The 15364-nt window shown below is 72.7% G+C and carries 13 protein-coding genes; 5 read left to right on the forward strand and 8 right to left on the reverse strand.

Annotated elements, in window-relative coordinates; all coding sequences use genetic code 11:
- Positions 1-29 precede the first annotated feature (29 nt).
- Positions 30-1154, reverse strand: a complete 1125-nt coding sequence (locus BS80_RS30650; RefSeq protein ID WP_083975580.1) for an aldose epimerase family protein — start codon at positions 1152-1154, stop codon at positions 30-32.
- Positions 1155-1285: 131 nt separating this feature from the next.
- Positions 1286-4234, reverse strand: coding sequence for an ATP-binding protein (locus BS80_RS30655; RefSeq protein WP_063772119.1), 2949 nt, complete (start codon positions 4232-4234; stop codon positions 1286-1288).
- Positions 4235-4496: 262 nt separating this feature from the next.
- Here BS80_RS30655 and BS80_RS30660 point away from each other — a divergent pair, with 262 nt between their 5' ends.
- The 3 genes from BS80_RS30660 (at position 4497) to BS80_RS30670 (ending at position 7442) form a co-directional block, all read left to right on the forward strand.
- Positions 4497-5450: a terpene synthase family protein gene (locus BS80_RS30660; RefSeq protein WP_035806300.1), complete on the forward strand. Its 954-nt coding sequence runs from the start codon at positions 4497-4499 to the stop codon at positions 5448-5450.
- 97 nt (positions 5451-5547) lie between these two features.
- Positions 5548-7053: an acetaldehyde dehydrogenase ExaC gene (gene exaC, locus BS80_RS30665; protein ID WP_035804432.1), complete on the forward strand. Its 1506-nt coding sequence runs from the start codon at positions 5548-5550 to the stop codon at positions 7051-7053.
- The gene (locus BS80_RS30670; protein WP_035804434.1) at positions 7053-7442 is read left to right on the forward strand and encodes a DUF779 domain-containing protein; all 390 of its coding nucleotides are present in this window, start codon (positions 7053-7055) and stop codon (positions 7440-7442) included. The genes exaC and BS80_RS30670 overlap by 1 nt, the downstream gene beginning before the upstream one ends.
- 41 nt (positions 7443-7483) lie before the next feature.
- Here BS80_RS30670 and BS80_RS30675 read toward each other — a convergent pair whose 3' ends face one another.
- Complete coding sequence (locus BS80_RS30675; RefSeq protein ID WP_035804436.1) at positions 7484-8701, reverse strand: serine hydrolase domain-containing protein; 1218 nt, start codon at positions 8699-8701, stop codon at positions 7484-7486.
- A 62-nt stretch (positions 8702-8763) separates the two neighbouring features.
- On the opposite strand from BS80_RS30675, the gene BS80_RS30680 reads away from it, so the two are divergent.
- Entirely contained in the window at positions 8764-9342 is a 579-nt protein-coding gene (locus BS80_RS30680) for an NUDIX hydrolase (protein WP_063772120.1), read from the forward strand.
- On the opposite strand, the gene BS80_RS30685 is transcribed toward BS80_RS30680, so the two are convergent.
- The gene (locus BS80_RS30685) at positions 9249-9950 is read right to left on the reverse strand and encodes a cytochrome b/b6 domain-containing protein (RefSeq protein WP_083975582.1); all 702 of its coding nucleotides are present in this window, start codon (positions 9948-9950) and stop codon (positions 9249-9251) included. The two genes, BS80_RS30680 and BS80_RS30685, sit on opposite strands and share 94 nt — an antisense overlap.
- Positions 9934-10593 (reverse strand): molybdopterin-dependent oxidoreductase, encoded by a 660-nt coding sequence (locus BS80_RS30690; protein ID WP_083975770.1) that lies wholly within the window; start codon positions 10591-10593, stop codon positions 9934-9936. The genes BS80_RS30685 and BS80_RS30690 overlap by 17 nt, the downstream gene beginning before the upstream one ends.
- Positions 10594-10755: 162 nt before the next feature.
- Here BS80_RS30690 and BS80_RS30695 point away from each other — a divergent pair, with 162 nt between their 5' ends.
- A complete protein-coding gene (locus tag BS80_RS30695; protein ID WP_083975583.1) occupies positions 10756-11568 on the forward strand; it encodes a TetR/AcrR family transcriptional regulator in 813 nt (270 codons plus the stop codon).
- Between the two features lie 1798 nt (positions 11569-13366).
- Here the strand turns inward: BS80_RS30695 and BS80_RS30710 are convergent.
- From BS80_RS30710 to BS80_RS30720, 3 genes are all read right to left on the reverse strand, one after another.
- Positions 13367-13915 carry a cysteine dioxygenase family protein gene (locus tag BS80_RS30710; RefSeq protein WP_035804439.1) on the reverse strand — a complete coding sequence of 183 codons (549 nt, stop codon included), beginning with the start codon at positions 13913-13915 and terminating at the stop codon, positions 13367-13369.
- A gap of 90 nt (positions 13916-14005) precedes the next feature.
- Positions 14006-14911 (reverse strand): LysR family transcriptional regulator, encoded by a 906-nt coding sequence (locus tag BS80_RS30715; RefSeq protein ID WP_035804440.1) that lies wholly within the window; start codon positions 14909-14911, stop codon positions 14006-14008.
- Between the two features lie 85 nt (positions 14912-14996).
- The gene (locus tag BS80_RS30720) at positions 14997-15254 is read right to left on the reverse strand and encodes a LapA family protein (protein ID WP_035804441.1); all 258 of its coding nucleotides are present in this window, start codon (positions 15252-15254) and stop codon (positions 14997-14999) included.
- Positions 15255-15364: the final 110 nt, after the last annotated feature.

Raw genomic sequence — 15364 nt, forward strand, 5'->3', positions numbered from 1 at the left:
GGGCGGGACCTTTGACGCAGTGATACTAGTCATACCGCGTGTCCCGGGGGGAAACTGGGGCTGAAGCGCAGGAGAGTCACCGAGCGGAACTCCTCGCCCGGGCGCAGCACGGTGGACGGATAGGCCGGGTGGTGCGGCGAGTCGGGGTGGTGCTGGGTCTCCAACGCGACCCCGGAGAACGGCCCGTACGCCACGCCGCTCTCGCCGGTCACCGCGCCCTGGAAGCTGTTGGCCGTGTAGACCTGAAGACCCGGCTCGGTGGTCAGCACCTCCAGGGTCCGCCCGGAGACCGGGTCCTCCAACAGGGCGGCCCGCGCGGGCGAGCCGTCGGCCGGGCGCGGGCGCAGCACCCAGTTGTGGTCGTAGCCCCCGGGGCCGACCAGCTGCGGGTGGTCTTCGGCGATGCCCTTGCCGATCGGCGTCGCGCTGGTGAAGTCGAACGGGGTGCCGGCCACCGGCTCGTACGGGCCGTACGGGATCTGCCGCTGGTCGACCGGGGTGTAGGCGTCGGCGTCCAGGGTGAGCAGGTGGCCGAGGATGTCGCCGCTGCCCTCGCCGGCCAGGTTGAAGTAGGCGTGGTTGGTCAGGTTGAGCACCGTGACGCGGGTCGTGACGGCGTGGTACTCGATGGCCAACTCGCCGTCCGGGGCGAGTAGATAGTCGACCCGGACGTCCAGCGCGCCGGGGAAGCCCTGGTCGCCGTCGGGGCTGTGCAGGCTCAACCGGACGCCCGCCCGCTCGCCGTCCGCAACCGGCTCCGCGGACCAGATCCGGTTGGCGAAGCCGTCCGGGCCGCCGTGCAGGGTGACGCCATTGCCGGTCGGGGCGAGCGGGTGGTCGACGCCGTCCAGGGTGATCCGGCTGTCCGCGATCCGGTTGGCGTACCGGCCGACGGTGGCGCCGTAGTGCCGGGCCGGGCCCAGGATCGCGCTCAGCGACTCCGAGCTGAGCAGGAGTTGGGCCACCGCGCCGGTGCGGTCCGGGGTCCGGACGGTGTGCAGGGTCGCGCCCAGGGTCAGCACCGTCACCTCGACCGCGCCCGCCCGTAGCGTCCACCGCTGGATGGCCGCACCCGCGCCGCCGGACTCCAGCGGCGCGTGCGAGACCTCCACCGGCGTGGTCCGGCCGGTTCCCTGTCCGGATGTCAGCGGCATCTGCTGCTCCTCGTCTCTGCACTGCTGGATTTGGCGGGTTCTGTCCCTTTTCGCGATCAGCCTAGAGCCTGACTCTGGATTCCCGGTCGGTCAGCGCGCGGGCGCCACGCGCCGACCGGCCCGCGTGAGGCCTACCGAGCGGCGTCGTCCGGGCGGTTCTTCTGCAGGCCGAGCGCCGCGGCCAGGCCCTCGTGGTTGGTGCCGGTCTTGCGGTGGACGGCCGCCAGCCGGCGGTTGACCAGGCTCAACGGGAGGTCCAGCCGCTCGGCGATCTCCAGCGCGGAGAGGCCGCCGACGGCGATCTCGGCCACCTCCCACTCCCCGTGGCTCAGCGCGTCCTTGCTGGTGGTCCGCAGCCGGTTGGGCCGCAGGCCGGAGGCCTTGAGCTCCTCGCGGGCCCGCGCCACCAGACCGTCGGCGTTGCACTCCACCGCCAGCTCCATGCCCTGGTGCAGGTGCTCGGTGGCGTCCCCCAGCCGGCCCACCCTGCGCAGGGCGGCACCCAACTCGACGAGCGAGTAGGCGTGTTCGTAGCCGACCGGGGAGCGGCCGAGCTGCCGGACGGACTCCTCCAGCAGCTCCACCGCCCGCTGCCCCTCGGCCACCGCGGCCGCCATCCGCAGCGCGGTGCCGAACCGGCGCGCCTGCGCCAGGCCCTGTTCGGCCAGCTCGCGCGCCTCGACCGGATCCACCGGGTGGACGGCGACGGCCAGGTGGCCGACCCACGGCGCCCAGATGGTGTTGCGCCAGCCACGGTCCGTCAGTTGCGCGCCCACCCCGCGCAGCACCCCGGCCGCGCACTCGCGGTCGCCCTGGGCCAGCCGCAGCTTGCCGTAGAGCGTCGGCGCGTCCGGCAGCACCATCGCGGTCGGGTGGTACGGCGGTGCGAAGCCGTAGTCGCAGGCCAGCTGCCAGGCCTCCGCCGTCCGGCCGCGGGCCAGCAGCGTGTCGGCCAGCACGCCGACGGCGTCCCACTGCAACGGCAGGTCGGTGCCCAGCCGGCGGGCGATCCGCAGGGCACTGCGCAGGAACTCCTCGGCCTCCGCCAGCGCGCCGCGCCGGAACCGGGCCAGCCCCATCAGGAAGTACGCGAAGCCCAGGTGGCCACCGCCCCAACCGGCCACCTCGAAGGCCCGGATGGCCTCCTCGAAGAGCTTCTCGGCGCGGTCGAGGCGGTCCGTGTAGACGTAGGTCAGGCCGATGATCCCGGGCAGCTCCAGGCCCCAGTTGCTGTTCGTCCAGGCCAGGCCCGCCGGCAGCCGGCCGTCCAGCAGCGCGGAGTCGACCAGCTCCAGCGCGTCGACGGCGCTCTCGCCCTGGAGCGTCAGGTCCCAGGCGCGCACGGCGCGGGCGGCCCGGGCGTTGACGCCGTCGCCGGTCAGCTGGGCGCTCAGCCGGCCGAGCCGCGCGGAGCGGTCGGGGCCGTCCTCCTCGTCGCGCTGGAAGGCCGCCCAGATGTAGTGCGCCACCTCCAGGCGCAGCCGGCCGTCGCCGGGCGCGGTGTGCTCGGCCTCGTCGAGGGTGAGCCGGGCCGCCTCGACGAGCTGGCCGCTGTGGGCGAGCACCTCGGAGAGCCGGAAGGTGGCGTCAACCCGCAGTTCGTCGGTCAGCCCTTCGGTCTCCAGTGCGAGACGCAGCTGGTTGACGGTGGTGACCGGGTCGGTGAGCAGCGCCGAGCAGCCGAGTTCGTAGATCACCGCGGCCCGGTCGTCGTCCTCCGGCGGCTCCTCCAACGCCCGCTCCAGGCAGCGCTTCGCGGCGGCGGGGGCTCCGACGGCCAGGTGCTCGCGGGCCGCCCGGCGCAGCTTGGCGACCACCTCGGGGTCGCCCTCGCCGTGGGTCTCCAGCAGGTGGCGGGTGGCCTCCGTCAGGGGCCGGCCCGCGAGCTCCACCTCGGCAGCGGCCTTGCCGTGCATGGCGGTGCGGGTACCCGTGCGGATCGAGCGGTAGATCGAGGTGGCGACCAGCGGGTGGACGAACTCCAGCGGGCCGTCCGCCGGTCCGGTCAGCACCTGGTGGCGGCGCAGCTCGGAGATCGCCTCGGCCGCCGCGGCCGGGGTCTGGCCGGCGATCCGGGCCGCCACGCCCGGCACGATCTGGGTGCCGAGGATCGCGGCGGCGTAGGCGAAGGTCAGCGTGCTGACGCCGAGCTTGGCGAGCCAGAGCTCGCGGGTCATGCCCTTGGCCTCGGCGGCCAGGTCGTGCAGCAGCGAGACGGACTCCTCGACCGGCTCGATACCGCGCTCGCGGACCTTGGCCAGCAGGGCGTTGGTGAGGTACGGGCTGCCCGCGGTGACCGCCCAGACCTGGCGGCAGAAGTAGTCCTCGGCGGTGTCCGGGTAGGCCGCGCGCACCAGCTTCTCGACCGAGGCCGGGCTCAGGCCCTTGAACTCCAGGTGGCGGTGCGAGTTGCCGGCCACCAGGGTGCGGAAGGCGTGGGCCTCCTCGGGGAGTTGGCCGGAGCGCCAGGCGATCACCAGGAGCACCGGCAGTTCCGGCGAGCGCACCGCGAACGACTCCAGCCAGGCGAAGGACTCCGCGTCGGCCCACTGGAGGTCGTCCACCAGCATCACCAGCGGCGCCTTCAGCCGGGCGAGTTGGGTCACCACGTAGTCCAGGCCGTCGCGCACGCTCTGCGGGTCGGGCTCGGCGGCGGTCGGCTTGACCATCCCGACGGCCGGGCCGGCGATGTCGATCCAGTGGCCGAAGGCCTCCTTCTGCTCGGCGGGCGTCAGCGCCAGCAGGGCCGGCTGGAGCAGCTGCGTCAGCACGTGGAACGGCTCGTTCCTTCGCACCTCGGCGCCCCGGGCGTTCAGCACCGTGCAGCCGCCGCGCCGCTTGGCCAGGGTGCGGACCCGCTGGAGCATGCTGGTCTTGCCCAGTCCGGGCTCACCGCTGTAGAGGAGCAGCGAGCCGAGCTCGACGCCGCCGGCCGCGAACTCGCGGCAGAGCGTGTCGATGGCCTGCTCCGCGACTCGGGTGGCCTGCTCGCGCTCATGCAGGTGTGGCAAGCTCGGATCGATCTCCGCCGGGTCCGGCCGCTCGCCCTGCACCACCCAGTCGCTCCCCTGTTCGGTCACCGTCGGTCCCTCCGCCTCACCGCTCTGCAATCCTGCTGCGAGGCTATCGTCGGATCGGTCCGCGTGAGCACCGTTCGCGCAGGCCCGAGCGCTGATAAGGGTTCAAGCTCACGTGCCGAGGGCAATTGCTGCGACAGTCATGCCATCTGATGGTGTGATCAGATACTCTGCGGCCCGCAGGAGACCCGTGGATCTTGACACCCAGCACAACAGCAGCAGAGCCCCCAGCAGCATCACCCACCCTCTCCTCCCCGGGAGTCCGATGTCCGATGCGCCCACACTCGACCTGCCCCTCCCCCCACGCCTCAGCCCACACCGCGCCGAGGCAGAGGCACGCCACCGGCAATGGCTGGACACCCACGCCATGCTCGGCAGCCGGCTCAGCCCGAGCGGATACGCCCGCTGGGACGTCCCCGGTCTGGCCTCCCTCAGCTACCCCGACTGCGGTCCCGATGAACTCGCCCTCGCCACCGATCTGATGGGCTTCTACTTCCTGTTCGACGACCAGTTCGACGGACCGCTCGGACGGCGCCCCGCCGATGTGGCCGCGATCTGCGACGAGCTCACCGGCGTCCTGCACGGCCGGCACCCGACCCCCGGCCGATCACCCTGCACCAGCGCCTTCGAGGACCTCTGGGAGCGCATCACCGACGGCATGTCGGACCGCTGGCGGGCCCGCGCCACCTACAACTGGGAGTGGTACCTCGCCAGCCACCCGGCCGAGGCGGCGGGCCGGCTCGGCGGCCAGCCGCCGGACCGGGAGGGGTACTTGATCCTGCGCCGGGGCACGGCGGCGATGGAAACCGTGCTCGACATGGTCGAACGCGTCGGCCGCTTCGAGGTGACGCCCGCCGCCTTCCACTGTCCGCACCTCAGACAGCTGCGGCAACTGGCGGCCGACATACCCTCGCTGAGCAACGACGTACGCTCGTACCAGCAGGAGGCCTCACGCGGCGACGTGAACAACCTGGTCATGATCGTCCAGCGCGAACGTGACTGCTCGCTGGCGGAGGCCGGTTCCGCGGTCCTCGCCGAGGCCCAGCAGATGGTCCAACGCTTCACCCAGTTGGCAGACGAACTTCCGCGCACCTATCGGGAGTTGGAGCTGGGTCCGGACGAGAGCCAACTCGCCCAGCGCTACGCCGACGGACTGGCCGCCTGGCTGACCGGCTACCTCGACTGGGAGGCCCGCACGGGCCGTTACCGAGTCGCGTAACCGGTTCTCCACGTACCGTAGCCGATCGCGACCCACGGGGCTAGGGTGTCGAACGCGCGTCAACCAGCCGACCCAGCAGGCACATGGGAGAAGACACTTGACGATCTTTCAGCCCCCGACGACCTTCAAGCCCCGCTACGAGAACTGGATCGGCGGAGCCTGGGTCCCGCCGGTCCGCGGCCAGTACTTCGAGAACCCCACCCCCGTGACCGGACAGGTGTTCTGCGAAGTGGCCCGCGGCACCGCCGAGGACATCGAGCTGGCGTTGGACGCCGCGCACGCCGCCGCCCCCGCCTGGGGCCGGACCGCCCCCGCCGCGCGGGCGCAGGTGCTGAACAAGATAGCCGACCGGATCGAGGCCAACCTCGAACTGCTCGCGGTCGCCGAGAGCTGGGAGAACGGCAAGCCGGTGCGCGAGACACTGGCCGCCGACCTCCCGCTCGCGGTCGACCACCTGCGCTACTACGCCGGGGCGATCCGCGCCCAGGAGGGCGGTCTCTCCCAGATCGACGAGGACACCGTCGCCTACCACTTCAACGAGCCGTTGGGCGTGGTCGGCCAGATCATCCCGTGGAACTTCCCGCTGCTGATGGCGATCTGGAAGCTCTCCCCGGCGCTGGCGGCCGGCAACACCGTGGTGCTCAAGCCCGCCGAGCAGACCCCGGCCACCATCCTGGTGCTGATGGAGCTGATCGCCGACCTGCTGCCGCCGGGCGTGGTCAACGTGGTCAACGGCTTCGGCGTGGAGGCCGGCAAGCCGCTGGCCTCCAGCAGCCGGATCCGCAAGATCTCCTTCACCGGGGAGACCACGACCGGCCGGCTCATCATGCAGTACGCCAGCGGCAACCTGATCCCGGTCACCCTGGAGCTGGGCGGCAAGAGCCCCAACCTCTTCTTCGCGGACGTCGCGGCCGAGCAGGACGCCTTCTACGACAAGGCGTTGGAAGGGTTCGCGATGTTCGCCCTCAACCAGGGCGAGGTCTGCACCTGTCCGAGCCGCGCGCTGATCCAGGCGCCGGTCTACGACCGCCTGCTGGCCGACGGCCTGGAGCGGGTGCGGGCGATGCGGCAGGGCAACCCGCTGGACACCGACACCATGGTCGGCGCCCAGGCCAGCAACGACCAGCTGGAGAAGATCCTCTCCTACATCGACATCGGCCAGGCCGAGGGCGCCAAGGTGCTGGCCGGCGGCGAGCGGGTCGACCTCGGCGGCGACCTCTCGGGCGGCTACTACGTCGCGCCGACCGTCTTCGAGGGCGACAACAGCATGCGGATCTTCCAGGAGGAGATCTTCGGCCCGGTGCTCGCGGTGACCCGCTTCGAGGACTTCGAGGACGGCATCGCGATCGCCAACGACACCCTCTACGGGCTGGGCGCGGGCGTGTGGAGCCGGGACGGCAGCAACGCCTACCGGGCCGGCCGGGCGATCCAGGCGGGTCGTGTGTGGACGAACTGCTATCACGCCTACCCTGCCCATGCAGCTTTTGGCGGCTACAAGAACTCCGGCTTCGGCCGGGAGACCCACCAGATGGCGCTGCAGCACTACCAGCAGACCAAGAACCTGCTGGTGAGCTACGCCCCCAAGGCGCAGGGCTTCTTCTGATGCCACCGCTGACACCGGTCTCCCAGGTGGCGGTGACCCCGGCCGCCGCGGAGCTGCTGCGGGAGCTGACCGCCGACCACGGGCCGCTGATGTTCCACCAGTCCGGCGGCTGCTGCGACGGGTCGGCACCGATGTGCTTCCCCGCCGGGGAGTTCCTGACCTCGGACAGCGACGTGCTGGTCGGCGAGCTGGCGGTGCCGGGGCTGGCGCCGATCGCGGTGTGGATGGGGCGCGAGCAGTTCGCCTACTGGTCGCACACCCACCTCACTATCGACGTGGTGCCCGGCCGGGGCAGCGGCTTCTCACTGGAGTCGCCGACCGGGCGGCGCTTCCTGACCCGCTCGCGGCTGCTGACCGACGAGGAGGCCGCGGCCCTGGGCCCGCGCTGAACTCCCCTGCCTGGCCTGACCCCGGAGCCGGAACTCCGGGCTCAGGCCAGGCAGGAGCGGACCGCCGCGATCAGGTTGCGCGAGCGGATGTCGCCGGTCACGCCCGGCTGCATCCCGTTGGTCACGTACCCGAAGCCGATCCCGAGCTCCGGGTCGGCGAAGCCCAGTGACCCGCCCCGCCCCGGATGCCCGAAGGCGGCCGGCGAGGACATCGGCGAGGTCGGGCCGTGCCGGAAGAACCCGTGCCCGAAGCGGGAGTTGACGATCAGGACGCGGTCCGGTCCGTCCGAGGCCGGCCCCGCCGCCTCGGCCAGCGTCCGGCTCTCGAAGAGCGCGGGCAGCACCTCGCCGGGCCGGCCGCCGTGCCGGTCCGCCACTCCGATCAGCGCCGCGTAGAAGCGGGCCACCGAGCGGGCCGTACCGATGCCGTTGGCGCCGGGGATCTCGGCGGCCTGGGCCGCCGGGTCGTTCAGGTCCAGCGCCGGGCGGACCACCGCGAAGGCGCGTGCGGTGAGCGAGGCCGGGTCCTGGTAGGCGTCGACCACCGACTGCTTGGGCCGCAGCCGCAGCCCGCTGGGCCCGGCCTGCGCGGCGGCGGGCGCCGGCAGGTCCACCAGCCGGCCAACCCGGGGAGCGGCGTCGGCGGGCAGGCCGATCCACAGGTCGAGGCCGAGCGGCCGGGCGATCTCCTCGGCGAAGTAGTGCCCGACGCTGCGTCCGCTCACCCGCCGGACCACCTCGCCGACCAGCCAGCCGAAGGTGTACGGGTGGTAGCCGTGCGCGCTGCCCGGCTCCCAGGCCGGCGCCTGCGCCGCGATCGCGGCGACCGCCGGCTCCCAGGCCAGCACGTCCTCCACCCGCAGCGGGACGTCCAGGGCCGGCAGCCCGGCACGGTGCGAGAGCAGCCAGCGCACCGGCACGCGCTCCTTGCCCGCCGCCTTGAACTCCGGCCAGTAGGCGGCGACCGGCGCATCCAGGTCGAGCTGCCCGCGCTGGGCGAGGAGCAGCGCACTCGCCGCCGTCAGGCCCTTGGTGACCGAGCGCAGCAGCTGCGCGGTGTCAGCCGTCCAGGCGACCGCCGGAGCCGGCCGGCCGCCCACCTCGGGGCGCGCGTCACCACCCCACAGGTCAACCGTCTTGCGCCCGCGGACGTAGAGCGCGAAAGCGGCACCGAGCTCGCCGTAGTCGGCGAAATTGCGCGCGAACGCCTCGCGCACCGGCTCGTAGCCCTCGGCCGTCTCGCCCCAGATCTCCACCACCGCGCGCCGCCTCGCTTCAGTTCCTCACCCGACACTGCCCTTCGAACCTTAGTCTGATCTTCATGAGCAACCCTTCGGACGAACTGCTGAACGTCGTCGACCACGAGGACCAGGTCGTCGGTACCGCCCCCAGGGGCGAGGTCTACCGGCGTCGGCTCACCCACCGGTGCGTGATGGTGTTGGTCCGAAACGCCGAGGGGCGGATTTTCGTACACCAACGGTCGCGCGACAAGCTCTTCGCGCCGGGGGCGTACGACATCTTCGTAGGGGGCGTGGTGGGCGCGGGCGAGGCGTACGCCGAGGCGGCGATTCGCGAGGCGGAAGAGGAACTGGGGGTCAGCGGGATCCGTCCGGAGCCACTCTTCAAGTTCCTCTTCGAACAGGGGAACTACTCCTGGTTCTGCGATGTCTACCGCGCCGAGTGGACCGGCCCGGTCTCCCCGCAGGCCGAGGAGATCGACTGGCACGACTGGCTCACCGACGAGGAGGTCGCCGAGCGGATGAGCGAGTGGGACTTCGTCCCCGACGGCCGCGAGGCCTACCGCCGCTACCTGGCCGCCGGCCTCTCGCCGGCCGCACCCTCGTCCCCGGCCGACTCCCCGGACGACTCCCTGCCCTCGTCCTCGCCCTCGTCCTCGTAGGGATCCCATTCCGGGTGCTCGGCCCTGGCCCAGAACGGGTCCACGCTGCCCGTGCGCATGCCCAACCGCGCCTCCGGGTCCTTGGCCGCCATGTAGACGTGCCCCGCGACCACCACCCCGACCGCCAGCGCCAGCCAGTCGTGCACGAAGTTCGCGCCCACCCGCCAGGAGAGCGGGGACAGGCTGGTGAACCACATCAGCAGTCCGGTCCCGAGCATCACCAGCGAGGCCCCCGCGATCCACCCCGCGAAGACCTTCTGCCCGGCGTTGAACTTCCCCGCCCGACGCCGGTAGCTGCGCCGAAGCGCCGCCCGCAGCCAGTCCCGGTCGTACGGCGCGAAGCGGTTGAGCCGTCCCAGGTCACGCCGCAGCGCGCGCGAGGCGAGGCCGACCAGCACCGGCACCGGCAGGAACAGCCCCGCCCACTCGTGCACGACCACCAGCAGCCGGCGCCGCCCGACCAGCACCGCCAGCTGCGGCAGGTAGAGGAAGGCCGCGGTGATCACGCAGGTCATCATCAGCGTCGCGGTGACCCGGTGCGCCCATCGCTCGGCCGGGGTGAAGCGGGGCAGCCGCGCGGGCTGCCCGGGGTCAGCTGGTCGGCGCATCGTCGCGCCCGTTCGACTTGCCGACCCACGCGTCCGTGTCATAGCCGTAGCCCTCCCAGTAGCCGCGTTCGACGGAGGAGGTGAGGGTGATTCCCGAGAGCCACTTCGCCGACTTGTAGAAGTACATCGGCGCGACGTAGAGCCGCACCGGCCCGCCGTGGTCGTGGGTGACCGGCTTGTCCTGCATCTTGAGGGCGACCAGCACGTCGTCGCGGCGCGCCTGGTCCAGCGTGAGGCTCTCGGTGTAGATGCCGTCGAAGCAGCTGAACTTCACGGCGGTGGCACCCGAGCGCACCCCCGAGGCGTCCAGCAGGTCGGCCAGCTTGACGCCCTCGAACGGCGTGCCGGGCACCCGCCAGCCGGTCACGCACTGCACGTCGTGGACGATCCGGTGCTGCGGAAGCGCCTGCAGGTCGGCGAGGCCGTAGCTGGCGGGCTTGTCCACCAGGCCGTCGACGGTCAGCTGGTAGTTCTTGGGCGCGTCGACCGCGCCGGTGACGGAGTAGTACTCGAAGCCGCCGGAGTCGGGCAGCAGCGCGGTGAGGCCGGTCGGGTCCTGCCGTGAGACGGCGGAGATCACCGAACCCACCGCACGCTGGAGGACCGGCCCGGCGGCGACACCGGCCGCGCCGAGGCCGAGCATGCCCAGGACCAGCCGTCGGCCGATCGGGGTACCGCTGGTGGGTGGATTGTCGTTCACGCGGCCAATTGTCGCCACACCGCATCCCTTCCGGACACCTCTGGGCGGAAACGTCAGACTTTCTTCATCTCTTGCCGAACTGACGCCCGACTAAGGTGTGCAGCTATGGCTTCCCGTACGCCCGCAGCGGCACCCAGGTCCCCGCAGCGGCGCAGGCTGAGCGTGGACGAGCGCCGCGAGCAGCTGATCGCCGTCGCGTTGGAGCTGTTCAGCGCCCGGCCGCCCGAGGAGGTGTCGATCGACGACATCGCGGCCGCCGCCGGCGCCTCCCGGCCGCTGGTGTACCACTACTTCCCGGGCAAGCAGGCGATCTACGAGGAGTCCCTGCGGCGGGCCGGCCAGGAGCTGGCCGGACGCTTCGAGGAGCCGCAGGCCGGCCCGCTCTCCGAGCGGCTGTACCGGGTGATGGGCCGCTACCTGGACTTCGTGGAGAGCCACGGCCCCGGCTTCGAGGCCCTGCTGCGCGGCGGCTCGGTCGCCGCCAGCCCGGGCACCAGCGCGGTGATCGACGAGGTCCGGCGGGCGGCGCACGACCAGATCCTCTCCCACCTGGCGCTGACGCGGCCCAGCGCCGCACTGCGGCTGACCCTGCGGGTGTGGATCGCCAACGCCGAGATCAGCTCGCTGGAGTGGCTGGCCGCCAAGCAGCGACCACCGCGCGAGGAGCTCCAGCTGCGGCTGGTCCAGGACTTCGTCGCGGCGCTGACGGTGACGGCGGCGCGGGAGCCGGATCCGGAGCTGGCCCGGGCGCTGGTCGGCTACCTGACAGCCGAGCGCGTCGGCAGCCCGACCAGCGCGCTGGTCGGCGCGCTGGCCGCGCTGCTCGCGGTCCCCGGCCTGGCGGACGCGGTCGGACCGCTGGTCGCGCCCGGCGGCGAGCGGGTCCGCCCGGAGCCCGGCCGTCCCGACCAGGTCTGATAGAAAAGCACCGGTAGGGGAACGCGGCGGCAGAGCCGGACAGCGCAGAACGGGGGGCTCCGAACCATGACCCAGGACGGCTACGCCAACGGGGGCGCGGCGACAGCCGCCGCTGCCGACCGGATCTCGGCGAGCGTGGACTCGCTGGCGCAGGCCCTGCTCGGGACGGACGTGACCCGCCAGCCGCTCAGCGCGCTCACCGGCTTCCGCACACCCGGCCCGCCGGCCCCCGCCCCCGCGCTCTTCGACCACTGGCTCACCGTCTCCGGCCCCGGCCGGCTGGCCGTGCGCGGCCTCGGCACGCTGGTCGCGGCCGACCCGGTCACCGCGCCCGCCGCCCCGAGTGCGACCGCCGCCGTCGACCGGCTGCTGGCCCGCTACGGTCACGCGCCGGTGCGCGGTGTGCCCGGGCCGCCGGACGCCGCGGCCTTCCACCTGCCCGTCAGCGCCGAGCCGTCGGCGGCTCAGCTGCGCCCGGAGTTCGCCGCTCCGCTGGCCCGCCTGGCCGCGGGCCGGCAGACCCTGACGCCCGCCGAACTGCCCACCGGCAGCGGGGTTCAGATCCGGCTGGCCGTGCCGCCGGCCTTCCACGCCCTGACCGTACGTGGCGGCAGCGAGCAGCTGGCCGACCAACTCGCCGAGGTCGCGGACGAGTTGTTCGCCTCTACCGGAGTGCCCCCGCGACGGGACTGGGCGGTGCTCAGCGCGGTGCTGGCCGACGCGGTGGAGGCGGCCGGCGTGCTCTACGCCGGGGTCGCGGCGGTGGAGATCGAGGGACGGCCGAGCAACGCCTCCCTCGTCGTCGCACGGCACCGCGACCCCGCCCCGATCACCGAACTCGCCGCCGAGCTGGCCAACTCCCGCCCGCACGCCGAGGTCTGGACGGTGATCCTGCCCTCCGGACCGGCCGCCGTGCTGGTCCAGGGGCGGACGGCGGAGGTCCCGGGCCTGCTCAGCCAGGACGGCGCCCGCCGCTGGCTGGTGACCTCCGTCGTGCAGGCCTTCCTGCCGCTGCCGGACGGCGAATCGGTCCTGACCGTGCAGCTCGGCACGGCGCAGGGCGAGGACTGGGCGCTGTACACGGAGGTCTTCGCGGACCTGCTGCGGAGCATCGAGACGGGCTGGGACGGCGTCACCGCCCCGGTCGCCGCAGCCCCGGCGCCCACACCCCCGGCACCCACCGCCCCCGCGCCGACCCCCACTCCGGCCCCGGCCCCGACTCCGCCCCCCGTGCTCCCGCCGCCCCCGGCCGCGCCGCCGACGCCCCCCACCCGGGGCACCCCGGTCAACATCCCGCCACCGGACTTCAACCCGTTCGCCCCGCCGACCACCCCCGCGACCCCGGCTCCCGCAGCCGCGCCCACGCCCACACCCACGCCCACACCCGTCGCGGCCCAACAGCCGCTGGACCCGTTCGGCACGGTGACGGCGGACCAGCCGCTGGACCCCTTCGGCACGGTCACCCGCAACACCAGCGCCCCGGCCCCCGCCGCACCGACAGTCGCCCGCCCGCACCTGCGCCCACCGCGCCACCCGCGGCCGAAGAGCAGCGCCCGCGCAGCAAGGGCACCCCGGTCAACATCCCGCCGCCCGACTTCGACCCCTTCGCCCCCCAGCCCGAAACCCCCACCCCGCCACCGGCGGCCGAAGAGCAGCGCCCGCGCGGCAAGGGCACCCCGGTCAACATCCCGCCGCCCGACTTCGACCCCTTCGCCCCGCAGCCCACGACCCCCGCCGCAGCACCCAGCGCACCGCCCGCCGCCGCACCCGTGCGGGACCCGTTCTCGTAAGCCGGCTCTCAGTCCGGCAGCTGGTACACCCGGCGGATGCTGCTGCCCAGCCGGACCACGTCCGCGCCGTAGACGTGGATCGAGATCGCGGTCGCCGTACAGGCGTTCCGCACCCGGTGGATGTCACCGGGCGGCGCGAAGCCGCAGACCGAGCCCTCGGGGTTGACCACGTCCTCGGTCGCGGTCAGCCGCGCGCCGTCGCCCGCGGGCACCAGCCGGTAGCGGCTTTCGCTCTCCACGCCCTGGTGGACGCCGGTCACGCACCACGAGACATGGTCGTGGATCGAGGTCTGCTGGCCGGGCAGCCAGACCAGCGCGACGACCGAGAAGCTCCCGTCCGGCTCGGCGTGCAGCACGTGCTGCCGGTAGCTGTCGGGGTTTCCCTCCTGCTGCTGTTCGGTCAGCAGTTCCGCTCTGGCCAGGTACGGCCGCAACCGCTCACCCACCAGGTAGGCGGTCAGCTCGGGGGTGTGGCCGAGGGCCACCACCTCACGGATCTCGGAGACGAGCGCGTCGGTCAGCACCGTGGTGCGGACGGAAAGGGTCGGCACGGTCATGCCGACCAGCCTGCGGCCGACCGGGCGGGGGCGTCCAAGGACGATTTCTTCGCCAGACCCAACCTGCCCTTATGAGTAGCTGACGCAGCGTCAGCAGCCGACCCGGGTGGCCGCGGCCGCCTTCAGCTCGTTCAGCACCAGCGCGGTGGCCGGCAGCGGCAGGTGTTCGCGCAGCACGTACGCCGAGACCTGACGGCGCACGTGTGGTTCCAGCGCCCGTCCGGTGACCTTGCGGTGGTTGAGGAAGGAGAGCACCAGCGAGGGGACCACCGCCAGACCGACGCCGACCGCCACCAGGCTCTGGATGGCCAGGTTGTCGTCGGTGGTGAAGACGATGTCCGGCTCCAGGCCCTCCTCCGCGCAGACGTGCAGGAAGTTGGCCCGACATCGCGGACAGCCGGCGATCCAGCGGGCCCCGGCGAGCTCGGTCAACCGGACGGCGTGCCGGCGGGCCAGCGGGTGGCCGACCGGCAGCAGCACGGTCAGCAGATCCTCCATCAGGCGTATCTCGACCACTTCGGGCGGCACCTCGGACTGCATCCCGGGATAGCGGAATGCGAGCGCGATGTCGCACTCGCCGGCCAGCAGGCGGTGCAGCGACTCCGGCGGCTCGGCCTCCAGCAGTTCGACCCGCACGCCGGGGTTCTGCGCCAGCAGCCGGGCCATCGTCTCGGGGATCAGCGTGGCGTTGGCGCTGGGGAACGCGCAGACCCGCACCCGTCCCGCGCGCAGCCGGGAGAGCGCCTGTAACTGCTGCTGCGCCGCGCCCAGGTTGCCGATGATCACCTCGGCGTGCCGGGCCAGTGTCTCGCCGGCCTCGGTCAGCCGCATCCGGCGCCCGGCACGGGCGAACAGCGGCAGCCCGACCTCTCGTTCCAGCGCCTTGATCTGCTGGGTGACGGCCGGCTGGGTGTAACCGAGCGATCTGGCCGCCCCGGTGTAGGAACCGGTGTTCACGACTTCGTGGAAGGTCCTGATGTGCCGGGTGTCCAACATCACTGAATCATAAGCAGAACTTTGGACAGCGGGACACTCCATCGGCTCAACCGATCATTAGCGGCCCCGCCGGGGCGACGGCCCCTCAGCGGTTCGCCCAACGGCCCTTCAGCAGGTACCCCAGCACCCCGCCGGCGAGCAGCGTACCGGCCAGCGCGATCCACAGCGGAGCGGTCACCGTGAAGAACCAGAACTGGATCTTCACCGGGTCGAGATTCGCCAGCAGGAACCAGAGCGCCAGGGCGGCGATCACCACGATGGCGATCACCCGGGTCGGAATGCCCGCGATCTCGCTCTTCTTCTTTCGGCCGGAGAAGGACGCACTGTCCGGGTTCTTGGTCACAGCCGCAGTCTGCGCGCGGCACCCCCGGCCCGCTCACCCGTCACGCGCCGGGCTGCGCCGGACAGCGCAGCCGTGTCCCCCCTTCAGGTGACCTCCGCTCAGCGCGCCCG

The sequence above is a fragment of the Kitasatospora mediocidica KCTC 9733 genome (genome assembly GCF_000744225.1).
GTDB classification, from domain to species: domain Bacteria; phylum Actinomycetota; class Actinomycetes; order Streptomycetales; family Streptomycetaceae; genus Kitasatospora; species Kitasatospora mediocidica.